This window comes from Clostridium sp. AM22-11AC, assembly GCF_003473545.1.
In the GTDB taxonomy this organism is placed as follows: Bacteria; Bacillota; Clostridia; order Lachnospirales; family Lachnospiraceae; genus Enterocloster.
In genome coordinates this window covers 1-16745 of the sequence record NZ_QUCM01000020.1, presented here as the reverse complement: position 1 = coordinate 16745, position 16745 = coordinate 1, and the positions used below count along the sequence as shown (strand labels likewise).

At 43.3% G+C, this 16745-nt stretch carries 15 protein-coding genes; 6 read left to right on the top strand and 9 right to left on the bottom strand.

All coding sequences use genetic code 11. The features are described from left to right. Positions 1–64: 64 nt before the first annotated feature. Positions 65–976, bottom strand: coding sequence for a LysR family transcriptional regulator (locus tag DW251_RS14135; RefSeq protein WP_118301538.1), 912 nt, complete (start codon positions 974–976; stop codon positions 65–67). 275 nt (positions 977–1251) lie between these two features. Here DW251_RS14135 and DW251_RS14130 point away from each other — a divergent pair, with 275 nt between their 5' ends. The 6 genes from DW251_RS14130 (at position 1252) to DW251_RS14105 (ending at position 6633) form a co-directional block, all read left to right on the top strand. After that, complete coding sequence (locus DW251_RS14130) at positions 1252–2178, top strand: DMT family transporter (protein ID WP_118301537.1); 927 nt, start codon at positions 1252–1254, stop codon at positions 2176–2178. Between the two features lie 79 nt (positions 2179–2257). After that, on the top strand, positions 2258–3091 hold the full coding sequence (locus DW251_RS14125) for a sugar phosphate isomerase/epimerase family protein (protein WP_021869783.1): 834 nt from the start codon (positions 2258–2260) through the stop codon (positions 3089–3091). 174 nt (positions 3092–3265) lie between these two features. Continuing rightward, positions 3266–4135 (top strand): PfkB family carbohydrate kinase, encoded by an 870-nt coding sequence (locus DW251_RS14120; protein ID WP_118301536.1) that lies wholly within the window; start codon positions 3266–3268, stop codon positions 4133–4135. A 102-nt stretch (positions 4136–4237) separates the two neighbouring features. Further along, entirely contained in the window at positions 4238–4948 is a 711-nt protein-coding gene (locus DW251_RS14115) for a GntR family transcriptional regulator (RefSeq protein WP_118301535.1), read from the top strand. Further along, positions 4938–5726, top strand: coding sequence for a carbohydrate ABC transporter permease (locus DW251_RS14110; protein ID WP_243034980.1), 789 nt, complete (start codon positions 4938–4940; stop codon positions 5724–5726). The genes DW251_RS14115 and DW251_RS14110 overlap by 11 nt, the downstream gene beginning before the upstream one ends. 97 nt (positions 5727–5823) lie before the next feature. Beyond that, on the top strand, positions 5824–6633 hold the full coding sequence (locus tag DW251_RS14105; RefSeq protein ID WP_243034979.1) for a histidinol-phosphatase HisJ family protein: 810 nt from the start codon (positions 5824–5826) through the stop codon (positions 6631–6633). Between the two features lie 203 nt (positions 6634–6836). On the opposite strand, the gene DW251_RS14100 is transcribed toward DW251_RS14105, so the two are convergent. The 8 genes from DW251_RS14100 to DW251_RS18400 form a co-directional block, all read right to left on the bottom strand. Beyond that, positions 6837–7805, bottom strand: coding sequence for an SIS domain-containing protein (locus tag DW251_RS14100; protein WP_021869777.1), 969 nt, complete (start codon positions 7803–7805; stop codon positions 6837–6839). 207 nt (positions 7806–8012) lie between these two features. Next, on the bottom strand, positions 8013–9710 hold the full coding sequence (locus tag DW251_RS14095; protein WP_118301532.1) for an AAA family ATPase: 1698 nt from the start codon (positions 9708–9710) through the stop codon (positions 8013–8015). Between the two features lie 34 nt (positions 9711–9744). Beyond that, positions 9745–10521, bottom strand: coding sequence for an inositol monophosphatase family protein (locus DW251_RS14090; protein WP_118301531.1), 777 nt, complete (start codon positions 10519–10521; stop codon positions 9745–9747). Between the two features lie 262 nt (positions 10522–10783). Next, positions 10784–12058 (bottom strand): phosphoribosylamine--glycine ligase, encoded by a 1275-nt coding sequence (gene purD / locus DW251_RS14085; protein WP_118301530.1) that lies wholly within the window; start codon positions 12056–12058, stop codon positions 10784–10786. A 10-nt stretch (positions 12059–12068) separates the two neighbouring features. Beyond that, entirely contained in the window at positions 12069–12662 is a 594-nt protein-coding gene (gene purN / locus DW251_RS14080; protein ID WP_118301529.1) for a phosphoribosylglycinamide formyltransferase, read from the bottom strand. Then, complete coding sequence (gene purM / locus DW251_RS14075) at positions 12656–13687, bottom strand: phosphoribosylformylglycinamidine cyclo-ligase (protein WP_118301558.1); 1032 nt, start codon at positions 13685–13687, stop codon at positions 12656–12658. Before purM ends, purN begins: the two co-directional genes overlap by 7 nt. A gap of 88 nt (positions 13688–13775) precedes the next feature. Next, positions 13776–14288 carry a 5-(carboxyamino)imidazole ribonucleotide mutase gene (purE, locus tag DW251_RS14070; RefSeq protein WP_118301528.1) on the bottom strand — a complete coding sequence of 171 codons (513 nt, stop codon included), beginning with the start codon at positions 14286–14288 and terminating at the stop codon, positions 13776–13778. A gap of 665 nt (positions 14289–14953) precedes the next feature. Then, on the bottom strand, positions 14954–16745 hold a 1792-nt coding region (locus tag DW251_RS18400), incomplete at its 5' end, for a doubled motif LPXTG anchor domain-containing protein (RefSeq protein WP_243034978.1).

The window sequence follows — 16745 nt, the reverse complement described above, 5'->3', positions numbered from 1 at the left end:
CTTGCCTTTGCGGCCGATTTTCAAAGAAAAATAAGCGGATCACGAATATCTTTAATATATTCTTCTATATGTAAATCTCAAACTCCACCTGTTCCATTTCTAAAAGCACCTGGCGCAGGCACTGTAAAAAAAGCTGGATTTTTCTGCTTCCCGCTGCCTTTTCCATGCACATATAATTGACCACCCTTGGCGGCACTTTAAAATCCACCGGCAACCTCTTTATCCCGCCTTCTGCCAGAAGCCCCACAGCCACACTGGCCGGAACAAAAGCCCAGCTATCCCTTTTACGCAGAAAAAACTGAAGCTGGTTCATAATAGATAACGCCAACTTCGGCTGCCGCCCCTGAAACAACTGATTATGCCAGTGGACAAATTCATACGACCAGTCCACATATACCTCATGGTTCAGATCCAACTGATCCTTTTCCACTTTCTCTGCGTTTCTCTCATTCTGGCTGTTCATATACCGGCTGTCCTCTGCACACAAAAACACCATAGGCTCCGCAAAAACAGGACGCACCTGCACAGTAGCAGACTCAACTTTTACCACTGTAAAAGCAAGGTCTGTTATCCCTTCTTCCACTCCCAGATGAGCCTGATCCGCATCCTTTATCTCCAGTATAATATCCGGATTTTCCGCCATGAACCTCTCATACACAGGTGTCAGCAGATGAGTTCCTAAACTGTTCATCGAAGATATCCGAAGCTTCTCGCTTCCTCCATCCCGGCCTAAAGCCAACATTTTTTCCAGTATCTCCTGATATTTCACTGCCAGTTCCAGAAATTTTTCTCCCTTATCTGTGAGCATTACACTGCGGCTTCCCTTTCCCCTTATAAAAAGAGAATAACCTAATTTCCGCTCCAAAATACGGATCTTGGTGCTTAAGGATGACTGACTGATGAATAATTTTTCCGCTGCTTTTGAAATGCTCTTACACCGGCAGATCTCTAAAAATGCCAGTATCTCCTGATCCATATCCTTTCTTTCCCCATTTCTCTTTTAACGATTTTCTATCAATAAAACAGACCTGATGTTTCATCCAATACCAGTACATCATTTTCGAAACGGTGTACTAGTACATCGTTTTCAAAATAACTGTACCAGTCAAATATATTCAATCCATTCAATATAATATATGATTTTTCCGTATTTTACAAGATATACCTGCAATGATACACTCAACTTGTATTTAAAATACGTTAACCAAATGTAAGACCCTGATAGGACATCAAAAACTTTTGGAGGTTTCCATGTTTACACCCGCTGATACTATTTCCATTCCAACATCCCGTCTGAAAGAAAACATCCCTGATATTGCTGCCATTACCGGCAACACTCTCTGGGGCTTCAGTTTTCTTCTGTCCAAGACAGCTTTAAACTATGCCCCCACCAGTATTCTGCTGTCTATGCGCTTTATCATCGCATTTTTACTAATGAATTTAATCCTTCTTTTTAAAATAGAACGCATCTCGCTAAAAGGCAAAAATATCCTTCCTATACTCCTTCTGGCATTGAATGATGTAGCCTACTTTTATTGCGAAAGCTATGGCATCGCCCTTACCAACAGCATGTTCACAGGTGTAGTATTATCCCTGATCCCGATCCTGGCAATGGGACTTTCTGCTCTCTTCTTAAAAGAATTTCCAACTCTGCGCCAGATCCTTTTCAGCTTTCTCCCAGTAGCCGGTGTAGTCATCATCATATTGGCCGGCAGCTCCTCAGGCGCAATCCAGCCGGTGGGCATCCTTTTTGTTCTTTCTGCCTGCTTTTTATCTGCAATCCAGCGTGTGATCAACAGGAAAGCAGCTGTAAATTTTTCTGCATTTGAACGCACTTATTTCACTATTTGCAGCTCCTGTCTCTTTTTCACCGCCAATGCAGTCCACCAACTGGGCGGTGATGCCATGAAACTGCTTTACTACGCCACCATCCCCGGCTTTATCATCCCGGTACTGATCCTTAGTATCTTCTGCTCTGTTACCTGCAATATTTTGGTAAATTATGCAGCTGGAAAAATGTCCGTCGGCAGGCTTGCTGCTTTCTCCAATCTGCAGACTATGTGGTCCATGTTTGCAGGAGTATTATTTCTTCGGGAGCCCTTTGGTCTGTCCTCCTTTATTGGTTCGGTTCTGATCATATACGGCATATGGCATGTTACAAAAAGAAACATACCTTAATTTTTTCCTATCTGTACGCCCCGGCTTTCCTGTGTTATACTCAATTTAAAAAATTTACAGTTAAAGGAGTGTATACAAAATGAAACTATTACGACCTGACCAGGTATCCGGCATGAACATCCATTATAAATTCTATTCTCTGGAATATTTTCTGGAATCCCAGATGCGGGCCGGTTTTAAGACCATCGAATTATGGGCTGGTTCTCCTCATTTTTTCTTAAGCAATCTGGAATATGATGACTGTAAAAAAGTAAGCAAAATGGCAAGAGAACGTGGTCTTACCATCCAGGTCATCACCCCGGAAAACTGTTCTGTCCCCTATCAGTTTGCAGCCGGAGACCCGGATCTGTATGCCAAAAGTTTTGAATATTTCAAAAAAGGCCTGGATGCCGGTGAAGAACTTGGCTGTAAGGTCATGGCTGTACACTCCGGACGGGGATATTTAAACGAAGACCGGGAAGAAGGCTGGAAACGGGGCCGCGACATGTTGGCACGGCTGGCTGATTATGCCGGCACAAAGGGCATTACCCTTGCTATGGAATCCCTTCGCCCGGATGAGACCAATCTGGCAACCACTGTTGATGATGTAAAGCGGATGCTTACGGAAATAAACCATCCTAATTTTAAAGCCATGATCGACACCTGTCCAATGGGCGTGGCAGGCGAGACTTTACAGCAGTGGTTTGATACCTTAGGAGCCGAGAACATTGTACACATGCACTTCATAGACGGAACTCCCTACGGACATCTGATCTGGGGTGACGGAAATCACAACCTGAAAAACTGGCTTGAAACTGTAAATAAAAACGGCTACACCGGACTTTTAAGCCAGGAGATCACTGCTTCCGACTATTATCAGAAGCCATTTGAGGCTGACTGCCGAAACTTCAAAATGTTTGAACCTTATATGTAATGATACCAGGGTCAAAAAATCGTAAATCCGACGTAAGCTTGCAAGAAAAACCTCCGGTAATATACAAACTCATTGACAAGATGTTATATATTGTTATATATTGTATCTAACAGATTGTTGTTGTCCTACGGACATCCGTCAGGAAATATGAGCAAAAAACCGGAGGTTTTTAATATGAGTGAAGCAAAAATCATTGCCATTGGTGATAATGTAGTGGATAAATACTTATCCAGAGGAAAAATGTATCCAGGAGGACAGTGTGTAAACACATGTGTCTATTCCATTATGAACGGCGGAAAGCCAGCATATCTTGGTAAATTTGGTGATGACGGCGTTGCTGAATACAACTGCAAAATCTTAATCCAGTTAGGCGTAGACTTCAGCCATTCCAGACATTTCCACGGTGAAAACGGTGCAGCCCGCGTTACCTTAAAGGACGGGGATCGTGTATTCTTAGGCTCCAACCGCGGCGGTGTTGCCAAAGAACATCCATTTGACTTTACAAAAGAAGATCTGGACTATATCAAGTCCTTCCAGGTGATCTACTCAAATACAAACAGCTACATCTATGATGACCTGTCTTTATTAGAAGAGACAGGTGTACCTATTGCCTTTGATTTTTCTACTGTATGGGACGATGCCCTGCTTGAACAAGTGTGTCCTCATATCAAAGTAGCCCTTCTTTCCTGCGCACATTTAACTCCAGAGGAAAGAGAACGTGAAATGAAAAAAGCAGCTTCCTACGGAGTAACCTTAGTAGTAGGTACTGTAGGCGAAGACGGCTCCTATGCACTTTATGACGATGAGATCGTCTATGCACCTGCTTATAAAGCAGAAACTGTATTAGATACCATGGGCGCCGGAGACTCCTATTTCTCCACTCTGCTCACTACCCTGCTTCAGGAAAATGGAGCTCTTTTTGCCGGTGACCATGACCATATGATCGCCCAGCTGAAGCATGCAATGGACTGTGGGGCAAAATTTGCAGCGAAGGTCTGCAGCTTAGAAGGGGCTTTCGGCTACGGAACTGCTATTATCGATTAACATTCTCCCAGTTTCGGAATTTTTCACGCACCTGTTTTTATAACCGTGCCGCATTTAAGCAAAACAATATAAATGAATGTATTAGGAGTGAAATAAATATTCATGATAAAAAATTCTATGGTGCCTCTTTACCAGCAGCTATCCGAAAAGATCAAACAACAGATTGCAGACGGCAAATTAAAAGCCGGGGACAAACTGATGACAGAGGCAGAATTCAGCCAGCATTTTGAAGTAAGCCGCATTACTGTGCGCAAGGCCATTGAACTGCTGGCAGATGACGGTTTCGTAGTACGCAAGCAGGGAATTGGAACCTTTGTGGCAGAAAAGAAGCTGCACCGTGTTGTAGACAACCAGATCATAAGCTTTACGGAAATGAGCAAAATGGACGGGCATGTGCCATCTGCAGAACTGATCACTGTAGAATGGATAACCCCTGACGGCTCCATTGCCAGAAAGCTTCGTGTAGATGAAAACGAAAAAGTGCTGCGCATCGTCCGTCTGCGTAAAAATGACGATGTGCCGGTGATGATCGAGGACAGCTACTATCCAAAGCGGATGGAATTTCTGTTAAAGGAAAATCTTTTAGGTTCTACCTATGAGTTTTTCCATAACCACGGACTGATCCCAACTCATTCTGTTAAAACAGTGGAGATCTGCTATGCCACACCGGAAGAAGCCCAGCGTCTGGGAGTTCCGGAAAAACATGCTCTCCTGCTGCAAAAGGATGAGGTCTTTGACCAGGATGATGAGGTGCTACATTACAGCAAGCTGCTTACCAACCCCCAAAGATACCGTCTTACGATTGTTACGTAGGTTCATGGTAGCTATCATCCTGCTTCCTGTGTGCTGGCTGGTGTTAAACTCCTTAAAGACAAACCAGGAAATGTTCTTAAACTCCCTGGCTCTTCCCAAAAAATGGATGTTTGTCAACTACGCAACTGCATGGGGCAAAGGACTTCTCTTCTACTTTAAGAACTCCATTATCGTCAGTGCCATTTCCATTCTATGCATCCTGCTTTTAAGCTCCATGCTGGCATATGGACTGACCCGTTTTTCCCTTCCCGGAAGCGGTTTCGTATTCTTCCTTATTTTAGGCGGTATGGCCCTTTCCGAACAGGTTGCTTTAGTACCTCTGTACAAGATCTTACAGGCATTAAAGCTTTACAATACCCGTGCAGCGCTGATCCTTCCGTACATAGCATTCCGTATCCCATTTACCATGTTTTTAATGAGAGCTTACTTCATCTCCATTCCAAAGGAATTAGAGGAAGCAGCGATCGTAGACGGATGCAACAGCTTCCAGCGCTTCACACAGATCATCCTTCCTATCAGTAAGCCGGTTATGGCTTCCTGTGCCATTGTAAACTTAAACAATGTATGGAATGAATTCTTATTTGCAAACGTATTCCTTGAGAATAAAAAATTAATGACCATCCCGTTAGGCCTGATGACCTTCCAGGGTGACTTAAAATCCGACTACGTTGTAATGTTAGCCGGTATCCTGATCGCCTCTTTACCAATGGTACTCCTGTTCCTTTGCATGTCCAAACAGTTTGTACGCGGACTTACATCCGGAGCAGTAAAAGGCTGATCTCTTCAATTTTCATTATGATATCAAAAAGGCACTTCGTGCCAACGATGCGCACTCGCGCAATTCTAAAAAATACATAATATCAGGAGGAATTCATATGCTTACAGCCGATTATCACATGCACAGCGTTTCACCTGACGCCAGAGTCCCTATGGAGGATATGTGTCAGGCAGCAATAGACAAAGGCCTTACAGAAGTAGCTCTTACAGATCACTATGAATTTTATGCCCATGGCATACACAGAAAGTTTTTCCACGAAGAATACCTGAAGATGTACTGGGACAGCTTAGAACGCTGCAGAGAGCGTTTTGCAGGCCAGCTGACCATCAAAAGCGGTATGGAGTTCGGACAGCTCCATTTAGCCCGTGAAGAGGCATTTAACATCATCAGGAACTATCCTTTCGATTATCTCATCGGCTCTGTCCATAAGATTGAAAATGTAGATGTGAGCAAAATGGACTATACCGATGTCACCGTTCCACAGATCACAGAAAGCTACTACCGCCACCTTATTGAACTCTCCGCCTACGGCGAATATGACTGTCTGGGCCATATTGATCTGATCAAACGCCATCTGGTACGCTGCGGCTTCCCGGTAGAATATGAAAGATACGAAAGCTATATTGACCAGATCCTTAAAAATGTGATCTCCCGCGGAAAAGGCATCGAAGTCAATACATCCGGCATCCGCCAGGGCGCCGGTGAACCAATGCCGGGACTTCGTACATTAAAACGATATAAAGAGCTTGGAGGCGAGATCGTCACTGTAGGTTCTGACTCCCATAAGCCCGCCGATGTAGCTGCTGACTTTGAAGAAGCCGCAAAGCTTCTGGTCCAGGCCGGATTTGACCATGTAACTGCCTACGAGCGCCGCAGACCGGTTCCGGGATGCAATCTAATAAAGTAATCATGTATTATCCCCAAATGTCTTGCTGTGGCTTCTGGACGTTCCAGTAAGCTTCTTCCCACAAAATCCACCAAAACAGCATCGTTTCTTTCCCCGCCCAGAGGGAGGGGAATACACACTTTCTCCCCACAAAAATGCCCCGGAAGCATCGCTTCCGAGGCATTTTCACATTTATCATATTCTTTTAGAGAGTACACCAGAAATTAATATTCCAGCTTCCACATATATCTTCTCATTGTCAGAGGATGATCACGCTTGATAGCCATTTCCTCACCTAACAGTCTGGTAACGCCGCCGATCATCAGTGGGTTGAAGTACTCAACAACTGTGCTCTTGATATGGGAGCTTAAACCGAAGTCCTTAGCATCAACTACAGTATACTTAGCGTTCATACGCTGTAAGAAGGTCAGTGCTCTTGCATCCAGATGACGGGTAGGACCATCGTTCATCATTAACAGGTAGTGAGCGTTCTCATCAGCCATCTCGAATGGGCCATGGAAGAATTCGCCGGTATGGAAGGTGCTGGATGGCAGCCACTGCATTTCCATCATTAAGAACATAGAGAAGGAATAAGCGGTGTACTGGGTTGCACCGGAACTCATTACATACAGGATAGGTGCATTGTAATGATCCTCAGCGAACTTCTTAGCAGTAGAACGGAACAGCTTGCAGGAATCATTGATCAGATCAAAGATCTTGCTTAAACCATCCTGCATATCATCATAGTGTTCATAGCCTTCGTACTCATTTAAGATCTCGCAAGCCAGTTCCAGAACTCTTGCAGGCTTTTCCATCTTTGCACCATAGCTCTCATAGAAGCCATGGATGATCTGGTACTGACCATTCTGAGCCAGAGCTGAATCTGCCTTATGAGTTACAGCTACTACATGAGCACCCTTTTCAACAGCCAGCTTGGTAGCTGCTACAGTCTCAGGTGTATTTCCGCTTAAGGAGCAGGTGATAACGATAGCGGTATCATCTACACCAGCTGGAGTAGAGTAATTAAAGTTATTTGCAGTATAGATACTTGTACGAAGCTTCTTAGCGTTGTTCTCCAGGAAATATTTTGCAGGGAACAGATCAGACTGTGAAGCGCCGCAGCCTACAAAGTATACGGTCTTGATTTCTGGCTGTTTTGCCTTGATGGAAGCAACGATCTCTTTGATTGTCATAATTGGTATCCTCCTGAATTTTGTTCTTTTATAATATCTGAATACATTATATAACAACATATGACAATAGTCAATACATAATTGAAATTCTTTAAAATCTTAAGTTGCAGTTGAACTATAATGATCTCTACCTTAACTCTCAAAAAGAACCATGCTCTGTACAGATATCAGAACCCATCCCAAAAATACAAAAACAGATACTGACCATCATCCGATCAGTACCTGCTTTCCATCAAATGCAAATCCATAATGCCGGATCCGCTCTTTTTCTATTCCTCTTGCAAGTAATTCCGCATCATACTGCTTTGTTTCTATCTGCTCTAATGCCGTCTGCACAGTTTCCTCCAGAGATTTCTCTTTTCCTGGATTTCTCACTTTAAACTCCAGAATAAAAGCCAAACCATCTGTATTCTTCTGATTCTTTGGGATCATCATTACATCGTATCGTCCAAACCCACTTTCCCGGTTGGACCGGATTTCATACTGTTCTGCCTGGTCTGCAAGAAGTCCCAGAACAAAACCATGATAAAAACGTTCTGGCTCGCTATCTTTACCCCCTTCTTTTCCTGTATCAAAAAAACTGAATGTTGCAACGGACACCTCATTCATATAGTAATTCATAGCATCCACATCGCCCTGGAACAACGCTTTTACAAATCGATTATAGCTGGTCTGTGTCATGCCAAACCAGCCCTTAAACATGCCTGAAAACATACTGGCCGTTTCCAGATTTGTGATACTCAAATGATACCATGGTTCCCGGATCAGGCCACGATATTCTACCTGTTCCGCCTTTAAATACCCACTGGCTAAAAGCAGACTCCAGATTGCATTCTCATTCCTTCCAAGCTGATCAAATACAATCTGTTCATCAAATGTGACCACGATCTGTCGTCCTTGTAAAAGTTCTTCCATCCTTTCCTTAATCTCCCCGGAAGCAGTCTGGATCAGACGGCTTACCAGACTGTTAGAACTTGTTGATGCCCAGAACGGCTGCAGCTTTCTGGTGTCCAGATAATTGGTGATAGACCATGGATTGTAAATATCATGCAGGCTTCCAAAGATAAAGCCATCATACCATTCTTTTACATCTGTCTTTTTATCCTCCAGCCCAGTCTGTTTCAGAGCTGCAAATACCTCCTCTTCCGTAAAACCAAAACAATCCGCATACTCTTCTGAAGTGATCGTTATGACTTTCAGATTATTCAGATCTGAAAATACAGATTCCTTGGATACCCGGGTAATTCCCGTCATAACAGCACGTTCCAGATATGGATTCGTTTTTAAAGCAGAATTAAATAAGCCGCGGATAAAATTAATAAATTCATTCCAATATCCATGCACATACGCCTCCTGCATGGGCGTATCATACTCGTCAAGCAGAAGGATAGTACGCTTTCTCCAGTAATGATGCAAATAATAAGATAAATTTTTCAAAGCATCCTGAGCTGTCACATCATCCATCTCGCAATTCATCACTTTTGTAAACTGATGTTTTTCTGCTTCTGTAAAACATAATGCATCCAGAAGATAGCGGTGCTGGCGGTAAGTGTCACCAATAATATGTCGGATTTTCTGCACTGTATCTCCATAACAATCCTGTTTTACATCTGCAAAACTTAAATAAATAACAGGATAACTTCCCTGGATATTCCGGTATTTCAGATCAGACCAGATATTAAGTCCTTCAAACAGATCCCCTCTGTGTTCATACTGCCGGGAAAAAAAGCAGTTCAACATACTCATATTTAACGTTTTTCCAAACCGGCGCGGACGGGTGATCAGCGTAACTGCATCCCCTGACTCCCACCATTTCTTAATAAAATCAGTTTTATCCACCAAAAAGCAGTTATGCTCCCGCAAAAAAGCGAAATCCTGACTTCCGATACTGATTTTCAAGTTCATATGTTCACCTGCCCTTCCTTCTCTATTACCCTCTTCACTTCTCACTTAATATCCTGAGCAATTCCTCATTTATCTTCCCATTACCAGCCAGAACAGCCCCCGGCATTCCCACAGGCAGTTCCTTTCCTGCAAAATCCGTTACTTTTCCCCCGGCTTCCTCGATGAGAAGCTTTGCTGCTGAAAAATCCCAGGGCTGTAAGATTGCCTCAAAGAACGCATCCACTCTCCCACAGGCTACATATGCCATGTCAAGAGCCGCGGAGCCTAAACGACGGATATCCTGACAGGACAGAAATACTTCTTTAAATACCTTAAAATTCCAGTCTGCCAGTTCATGATAATAAGGACTTGTTCCAATAGTAACAAGGCTTTCTGACAATGTTTCTGCACCGCTTACATGGATGGGATCACCGTTTAAAAATGCCCCTTCTCCTTTTTTGGCAATAAACAGTTCATCTGTATAAGGCTGATACACAATTCCAAGCACCACCTCACCAGCCTCTGCATAAGCCAGTGAAAGGGTACTGTGACGGAAATCATGGATCAGATTAGTAGTCCCATCTACCGGATCCAGGATCCAGAAATCCCCGCTCCTGTCAATAGCACTGTTATCCTGCTCTTCTCCCATAAACTGTACCTGTGGATACATAGAATACAAGCCCTCTTTTACCAGCTTCTGCACCTGGATATCCACCTGAGTCACATAATCACAGGTTCCTTTTTCTTTTACCTGGGATACGCGGCTGCTGTCTGCAAACAGCGGCTTCATCTTCCTTACTAACTCAACTATTTTTCCTGCATCCACCTTCATTTATCGTACCTCCACCTTTTAGACCAAATATCTTTTCCAATAATTAATGGATGATTTTATTATAATAGTTTTCAGGGAAAAGTCCAGCATCCAGATACCTTTTAAATACCTTCATTTTTTTGTACATGGCATTTTTATTAACTGAACTGTAATGCACCCACATAAAACAGATATTTACAAAAACACCGGCTATTTTTTAGCCGGTGTTCCTACACTTTGCAGTATATTAAAACGATTTGATTTCCACATTCACCCCTGGAAATCACGCCTCATCAATAGCATGACCAATATCATGTCTCATGTATTTGTTCTCAAAATTGACCCATTCCGTTGCCTTATAAGCATTGGCTCTGGCCTCTTTTAAGTCTTTTCCTGTAGCTGTCACTCCCAGGACACGGCCACCGTTTGTCAGAATATTTCCCTCTGCATCAAACTTGCTGCCGGCATGGAATACATAATAGCCATCTTTATCCTTAAAGTTCTCAAGACCTGTGATCTTCTTACCCTTTTCATAATGCTCCGGATAGCCATCAGAAGCCAGCACTACGCACACAGCCGCATTATCCTCAAACTGCAGGTCGATCTGATCTAAAGTGCCGTCTACACATGCCTCAAATACATCTACAATGTCATTTTTCATTCTCGGAAGCACTACCTGGGTCTCCGGATCGCCGAAACGTGCATTGTATTCCAGAACCTTTGGTCCATCCGCTGTGAGCATTAAACCAAAGAAGATAATTCCCTTAAACTCACGGCCTTCTGCCTTCATGGCATCTACTGTCGCCTGGTAGATATGCTTCTTGCAGAATTCATCTACCTCTGGAGTATAGAATGGGCTTGGTGAAAATGTTCCCATACCGCCTGTATTTAAGCCCTGATCTCCGTCCTTTGCACGCTTGTGGTCCTGGGCGGAAGTCATGATCTTAATGGTCTTTCCATCTACAAAGGACAATACAGAAACCTCACGGCCGGTCATAAACTGCTCTACTACAATACGGTCGCCAGCATGTCCAAACTGCTTATCTAACATGAGAGTCTTAACGCCTTCTTTTGCCTCTTCCCTTGTATTACAAATGAGAACGCCTTTTCCTAAAGCCAGACCGTCAGCCTTTAAAACGATCGGTACCGGTGCTGTTTCCAGATAATTAAGGGCAGCTTCCGGTGTATCAAAAGTCTCATAAGCTGCTGTCGGAATGCCGTATTTCTTCATCAGATCCTTGGAAAATGCCTTGGATCCCTCTAAGATCGCTGCATTCTTTCTTGGTCCGAACACACGCAATCCCTTTTCTTCCAGTACATCTACGATACCACCTGCCAGTGGATCATCCGGTCCCACTACTACCAGGTCAAAGGCTTCTTTCTTTGCGAAATCAGCCATTTTTTCAAAATCCATTACACCGATATCCACGCATTTTGCAACCTCTGCAATACCTGCATTTCCCGGTGCACAGTATAATTCATCTACTTTCGGGCTTTTAGATAACTTCCAGCAGATCGCATGCTCTCTGCCGCCGCCTCCGATAACCAGTACTTTCATATCTTTCCTCCTAAATCAAGCCATTGGCGATCTTGTTTACCGCCTCTGGAAGAATGATCCACTCAGCCTGTTCCATGACACGTCTCTGCAGTACCTGAGGAGTATCACCAGGCTGCACCTCCACTGCCTTCTGAAGCAGGATCGGACCGGAGTCTACTCCTTCATCCACATAGTGGACCGTAGCGCCTGTAACCTTTACACCTCTTGCCAGAGCTGCCTCATGGACCTTTAAGCCATAATAGCCTACGCCGCAGAAAGACGGGATCAGGGAAGGATGGATGTTGATGATCTTATTTCTGTATTTACGGATCATCTCCTCCGGGATGGTTACTAAAAATCCTGCCAGCACGATCAGATCCAGGTCATATTCATCTGTTTTCTTTAAAAATGCCTCATTAAAGGCTGCTCTGTTTTCAAAGCTTTTCGGTGAAATGCAAACAGCTTCGATGCCATGGTTTCTGGCACGTTCCAGTGCATAAGCCCCTGGATTGTTGCTGATGACTACTTCCACCTTTGCATTTGTGATCTTTCCACTGTCAATGGCATCTAAGATCGCCTGAAGATTGGTTCCGCCGCCGGATACCATTACGCCAACTCTTAACATAAAGTCACGCCTTTCTCTCCATTTTCAATGGTTCCTACTACATATGGCTGGTCTCCTGCTGCCTTGATAGCTGCCATGGTCTTATCCACATCTGCCTCGTCCACAGCTACTACCATGCCAAGTCCCATGTTAAATGTATTATACATCATTTTCTCTTCGATCTTGCCTTTTTCAGCAAGAAGTTTGAAAATCGGAGGTACCGGATAGCTGTCCTTGCGGATCACAGCACGGACACCGTCCTTTAACATACGCGGAACATTCTCATAGAAACCACCACCTGTAATATGGCTGCATGCCTTTACGGTCACGCCGGACTTTTTAATGTTCTTTAATGCCTTTACGTAAATTCTGGTTGGTGCAAGAAGTGCTTCGCCTAAGGTCTTTCCAAGGCTGTCATAATAGGTATTTAAACCTTCTTTATTCATTTCCTTCTCAAATACCTTACGTACCAGAGAGAAGCCATTGGAATGTACGCCGGTAGAAGCCATACCGATCAGCACATCTCCTGCTTCCAGTTTCTCACCTGTGATCATTTCTTTCTTGTCGCAGACACCTACTGCAAAACCAGCCAGGTCATAATCCTCTTCCGGCATCAGTCCCGGATGCTCTGCTGTCTCACCGCCGATGAGAGCTGCCTCAGACTGTAAACAGCCTTCTGCCACGCCCTTAACGATATCAGCGATCTTTTCCGGATAATTCTTTCCGCAGGCAATATAGTCCAGGAAGAATAATGGCTCGCCGCCTGCGCAGGCAATATCATTGACACACATAGCCACTGCGTCAATACCAATGGTATCATGCTTGTCCATGATAATAGCCAGTTTTACCTTGGTTCCGCAGCCGTCTGTACCGGATAATAATACCGGCTCTGCCATTTCCTTGATCTTTGCTAAAGAAAAGGCGCCGGAGAAACCGCCAAGTCCGCCTAATACTTCTGCGCGCATGGTCTTTTTTACATGCTCTTTCATTAATTCAACTGATTTATAACCTGCCTCAATATCAACTCCGGCTTTCTTGTAATCCATCATCTTCTTATCCTCCGAATTTGTCCTGTCCATACCTTCTGTAATGTTACTTTTCTAATGTTATTTTTTTTATATTATTCCTGTAATGTTATTTCTGTGCCATATACTCTTTGTATCCGATCTTTTCCAGCTTCTCAGCCTTTTTCTCTACGTCTTCTTTTAAATTCTCAGAATATGCTTTTAACTTTCCTAACAGTTCCTCATCAGATGTTGCAAGGATCTTTGCTGCAAGGATACCTGCATTGGCACCGCCGTTAATTGCAACGGTTGCAACCGGGATACCGCTTGGCATCTGTACGATGGAATACAGAGAGTCTACACCGCCCAGATCAGAAGTCTTCATCGGGATACCGATTACAGGGAGTGGAAAGATAGCTGCACACATTCCTGGAAGGTGAGCTGCTTTTCCAGCACCTGCAATGATCACTTTAAAACCTTTTTCCTCTGCAGCCTTTGCCCACTTAAAAAACAGATCCGGTTCTCTGTGGGCGGAAATAATTGTCATCTCATAATCGATTCCAAACTTGTCCAGGATCTCTGCCGCTTTCGCCATAACCGGCATATCTGAGTCGCTGCCCATTACAATTCCTACCTTAGCCATCTTTCATTCTCCTTTTGAATAATATATATTAGATTTACTAATATATATGTTTTGTATATTTATCTTTTCTAATAATTATAATACTAAGAAATAAACCCGCAGTCAATAGTAAAAACGCAAAAAAGCAAATCAAAAAAAGCCGCACACTGCTTTTTTTGCCAGTGTGCGGCTCTTATCAGTCACTTAAGACTTATTTTGTTGCTTGAAACTCTCATGATCCTTGTTACTTAGGATTCCTCTTCTTTATGCTTCTTGCTCATAGCTGCCAGTGCAAGGAAGATACCGGAGAACATAAGGGTATTTGTCCTTCCTTCGTGTAATGTCGCAGGAAGATACTGCTTATGATCCGCTCTCCCTGCTTAAATTAATTTGGGTTTAAGCAAAGAGTCTTTCAGATACTGGTGAAACCAGCTTAGATTTGAATTAATAATATTTTAGAATTATTCCAGATACCTTGCTCATGTTCATTTTAGCACATGACACAGTGGATTGCAATACATTTATGCCCCTCCCATTTTATCCTTCAGGCCTATTTCCCTTTGTGTTCCCGCTTTTTCTTAGTATGTTATATACGCAGAAAGCCCCGGCCGTTTCCGACCGGAGCTTTCCGCTAACAGGGTATGTTTATGAGTTTGGGAATATTTTCTTTATTTCAGATATTCTTTCTATACATCCTGTTCTTTCTTTTTCCTTCCGATTGCAGTTAATGCAAGGAAGATTCCTGAGAACATCATGGTCAGTGCTGCTTTTACAGTGGTCTGGCCAGTCTTTGGAAGTGCTGCCATTGGGATCTCACCATCATCAATGACGATTGGTGCCGGTGACTCTGGTAATTCTGCCATTGGTACGTCTCCCGGGGTGATCGTTGTAGTAACACCAGGACCTCCGCTTGTATTAGAGATAGTTGATCTGTGGCTTCCGCCACCGCCTCCACCTGATGAACCGCCGCCACTATTTCCGCCACTGTAGCTGAAATATGCGGTAAATGTGGTATCTGCAATAAATCCGGCTTTTGCGATCTCACTTGCTGCGCTATAGTTCGTATTTCCATCAGACCAGCGGTTAAACTTATAATTTCCGATTCCTGCAACTGTTACTTCTGCCTTCGGATGAACCGGTGCAGTCATGTTGTAGGTACCATCTGCATTCTTAGGTCTGGTAACAACTTCTTTTACCTTACCGCTTACTGTTCCATAAGATGGATTTTCAGAAATATACTGGAAAGTAACCTGATACTTATCTGGAATGTTGTCTGGCTCATCTGGATCAATTTCTCCGATCTCGTCCATACTGTAATATACATTTACCATATTTTCCTTAGGATCAAGACCGATCTGCTTATCTGCGCCTTCAATGCGTTCCAGAACGTAATTCTTTCCGTTAAATTCAGATTCTTTTGGCACTGTAGTCGTAAGGATCTTTTCTCCGAATACACCGATATCACTTACAATCGCTGCTGCTGTATCTTCTGTTACAACGCCATTGGCATCTTCATAGAAGTAATGGATCTCATAATGAAGATCTCTTCTTACAATAAAGTGTGCAATGAATGTTTGATCTTCCAGGTATTCAGAATTTCTCAGCTCATCATCACTATTGAAGAATGTCAGATCATCCTGCTGCCATTTTTCAAATCTGTAACCGTCTTTTGGTGTTACAGTAGATGGCTGGGTTGGATGCTGAGGTGTCTGTGGGCCAAGTTCTGTGATCTCACCAGTTTCACTGTCTCTGAAGATTTCATAAACAGTAGCAATCTCACTTGTTGTTCCTGTCACAGTTCCTTTATCATCATCTGCTGATACATAGGTGAATGTGATCTGATACTTATCCGGGATATCATCCTCATTAGTATCTTCGCTGTAATATACATTTACAATGTTCTGTTCATTGTCTGTTCCTACTGTAAGGTCATCAGCTCTTACAAAGGTATATCCACTGATTTCAATTTTCTCTGTATAACCTTTGATCTCATCCCCAAAGTGTGCATCCTTTGGATCTGACATTGCTTGGATTTCTTCCTTTGTATCTTCATCCAGGTATTTCACCCTATAAGTCTGCTCTGTTGCTTTAAAGTATGCTGTGAAAGTCTGATCTTCAAGGTAAGACGCTGCTTTTAGTGCTGCATCATCATCGAAAGATTTCTGATCTTCATCTGTCCACTTGTCAAACTTATAACCAGCTTTTGCTGTTACTGTAGATGGCTGGGTCGGATGCTGTGCTGTCGGGCCATTTCCTACTATAATCTCGCCAGTCACGCTATCTCTGGTGATTTCATAAGTAGTAGCCACTTCACTGGTTGTTCCTGTCACAGTTCCCTTATCAGCAGATGCTGATACATAGGTGAATGTGATCTGATACTTATCCGGGATATCATCATGATTAGTATCTTTGCTGTAATATACAGTTACAATGTTCTGTTCATTGTCTGTTCCTACTGTAAGGTCATCAGCTCTTACA

Excerpts from the sequence above, each read along its gene's own strand:
- purM (WP_118301558.1), bottom strand. The coding sequence starts at position 13,687 with ATGGATTACAAGAAAGCCGGAGTTGATATTGAGGCAGGTTATAAATCA.
- DW251_RS14095 (WP_118301532.1), bottom strand. The coding sequence starts at position 9,710 with ATGAACTTGAAAATCAGTATCGGAAGTCAGGATTTCGCTTTTTTGCGG.
- DW251_RS14125 (WP_021869783.1), top strand. The coding sequence starts at position 2,258 with ATGAAACTATTACGACCTGACCAGGTATCCGGCATGAACATCCATTAT.
- purD (WP_118301530.1), bottom strand. The coding sequence starts at position 12,058 with ATGAAAGTACTGGTTATCGGAGGCGGCGGCAGAGAGCATGCGATCTGC.
- DW251_RS14105 (WP_243034979.1), top strand. The coding sequence starts at position 5,824 with ATGCTTACAGCCGATTATCACATGCACAGCGTTTCACCTGACGCCAGA.
- DW251_RS14120 (WP_118301536.1), top strand. The coding sequence starts at position 3,266 with ATGAGTGAAGCAAAAATCATTGCCATTGGTGATAATGTAGTGGATAAA.
- DW251_RS14090 (WP_118301531.1), bottom strand. The coding sequence starts at position 10,521 with ATGAAGGTGGATGCAGGAAAAATAGTTGAGTTAGTAAGGAAGATGAAG.
- DW251_RS14130 (WP_118301537.1), top strand. The coding sequence starts at position 1,252 with ATGTTTACACCCGCTGATACTATTTCCATTCCAACATCCCGTCTGAAA.
- purE (WP_118301528.1), bottom strand. The coding sequence starts at position 14,288 with ATGGCTAAGGTAGGAATTGTAATGGGCAGCGACTCAGATATGCCGGTT.
- DW251_RS14100 (WP_021869777.1), bottom strand. The coding sequence starts at position 7,805 with ATGACAATCAAAGAGATCGTTGCTTCCATCAAGGCAAAACAGCCAGAA.
- purN (WP_118301529.1), bottom strand. The coding sequence starts at position 12,662 with ATGTTAAGAGTTGGCGTAATGGTATCCGGCGGCGGAACCAATCTTCAG.
- DW251_RS14115 (WP_118301535.1), top strand. The coding sequence starts at position 4,238 with ATGATAAAAAATTCTATGGTGCCTCTTTACCAGCAGCTATCCGAAAAG.
- DW251_RS14135 (WP_118301538.1), bottom strand. The coding sequence starts at position 976 with ATGGATCAGGAGATACTGGCATTTTTAGAGATCTGCCGGTGTAAGAGC.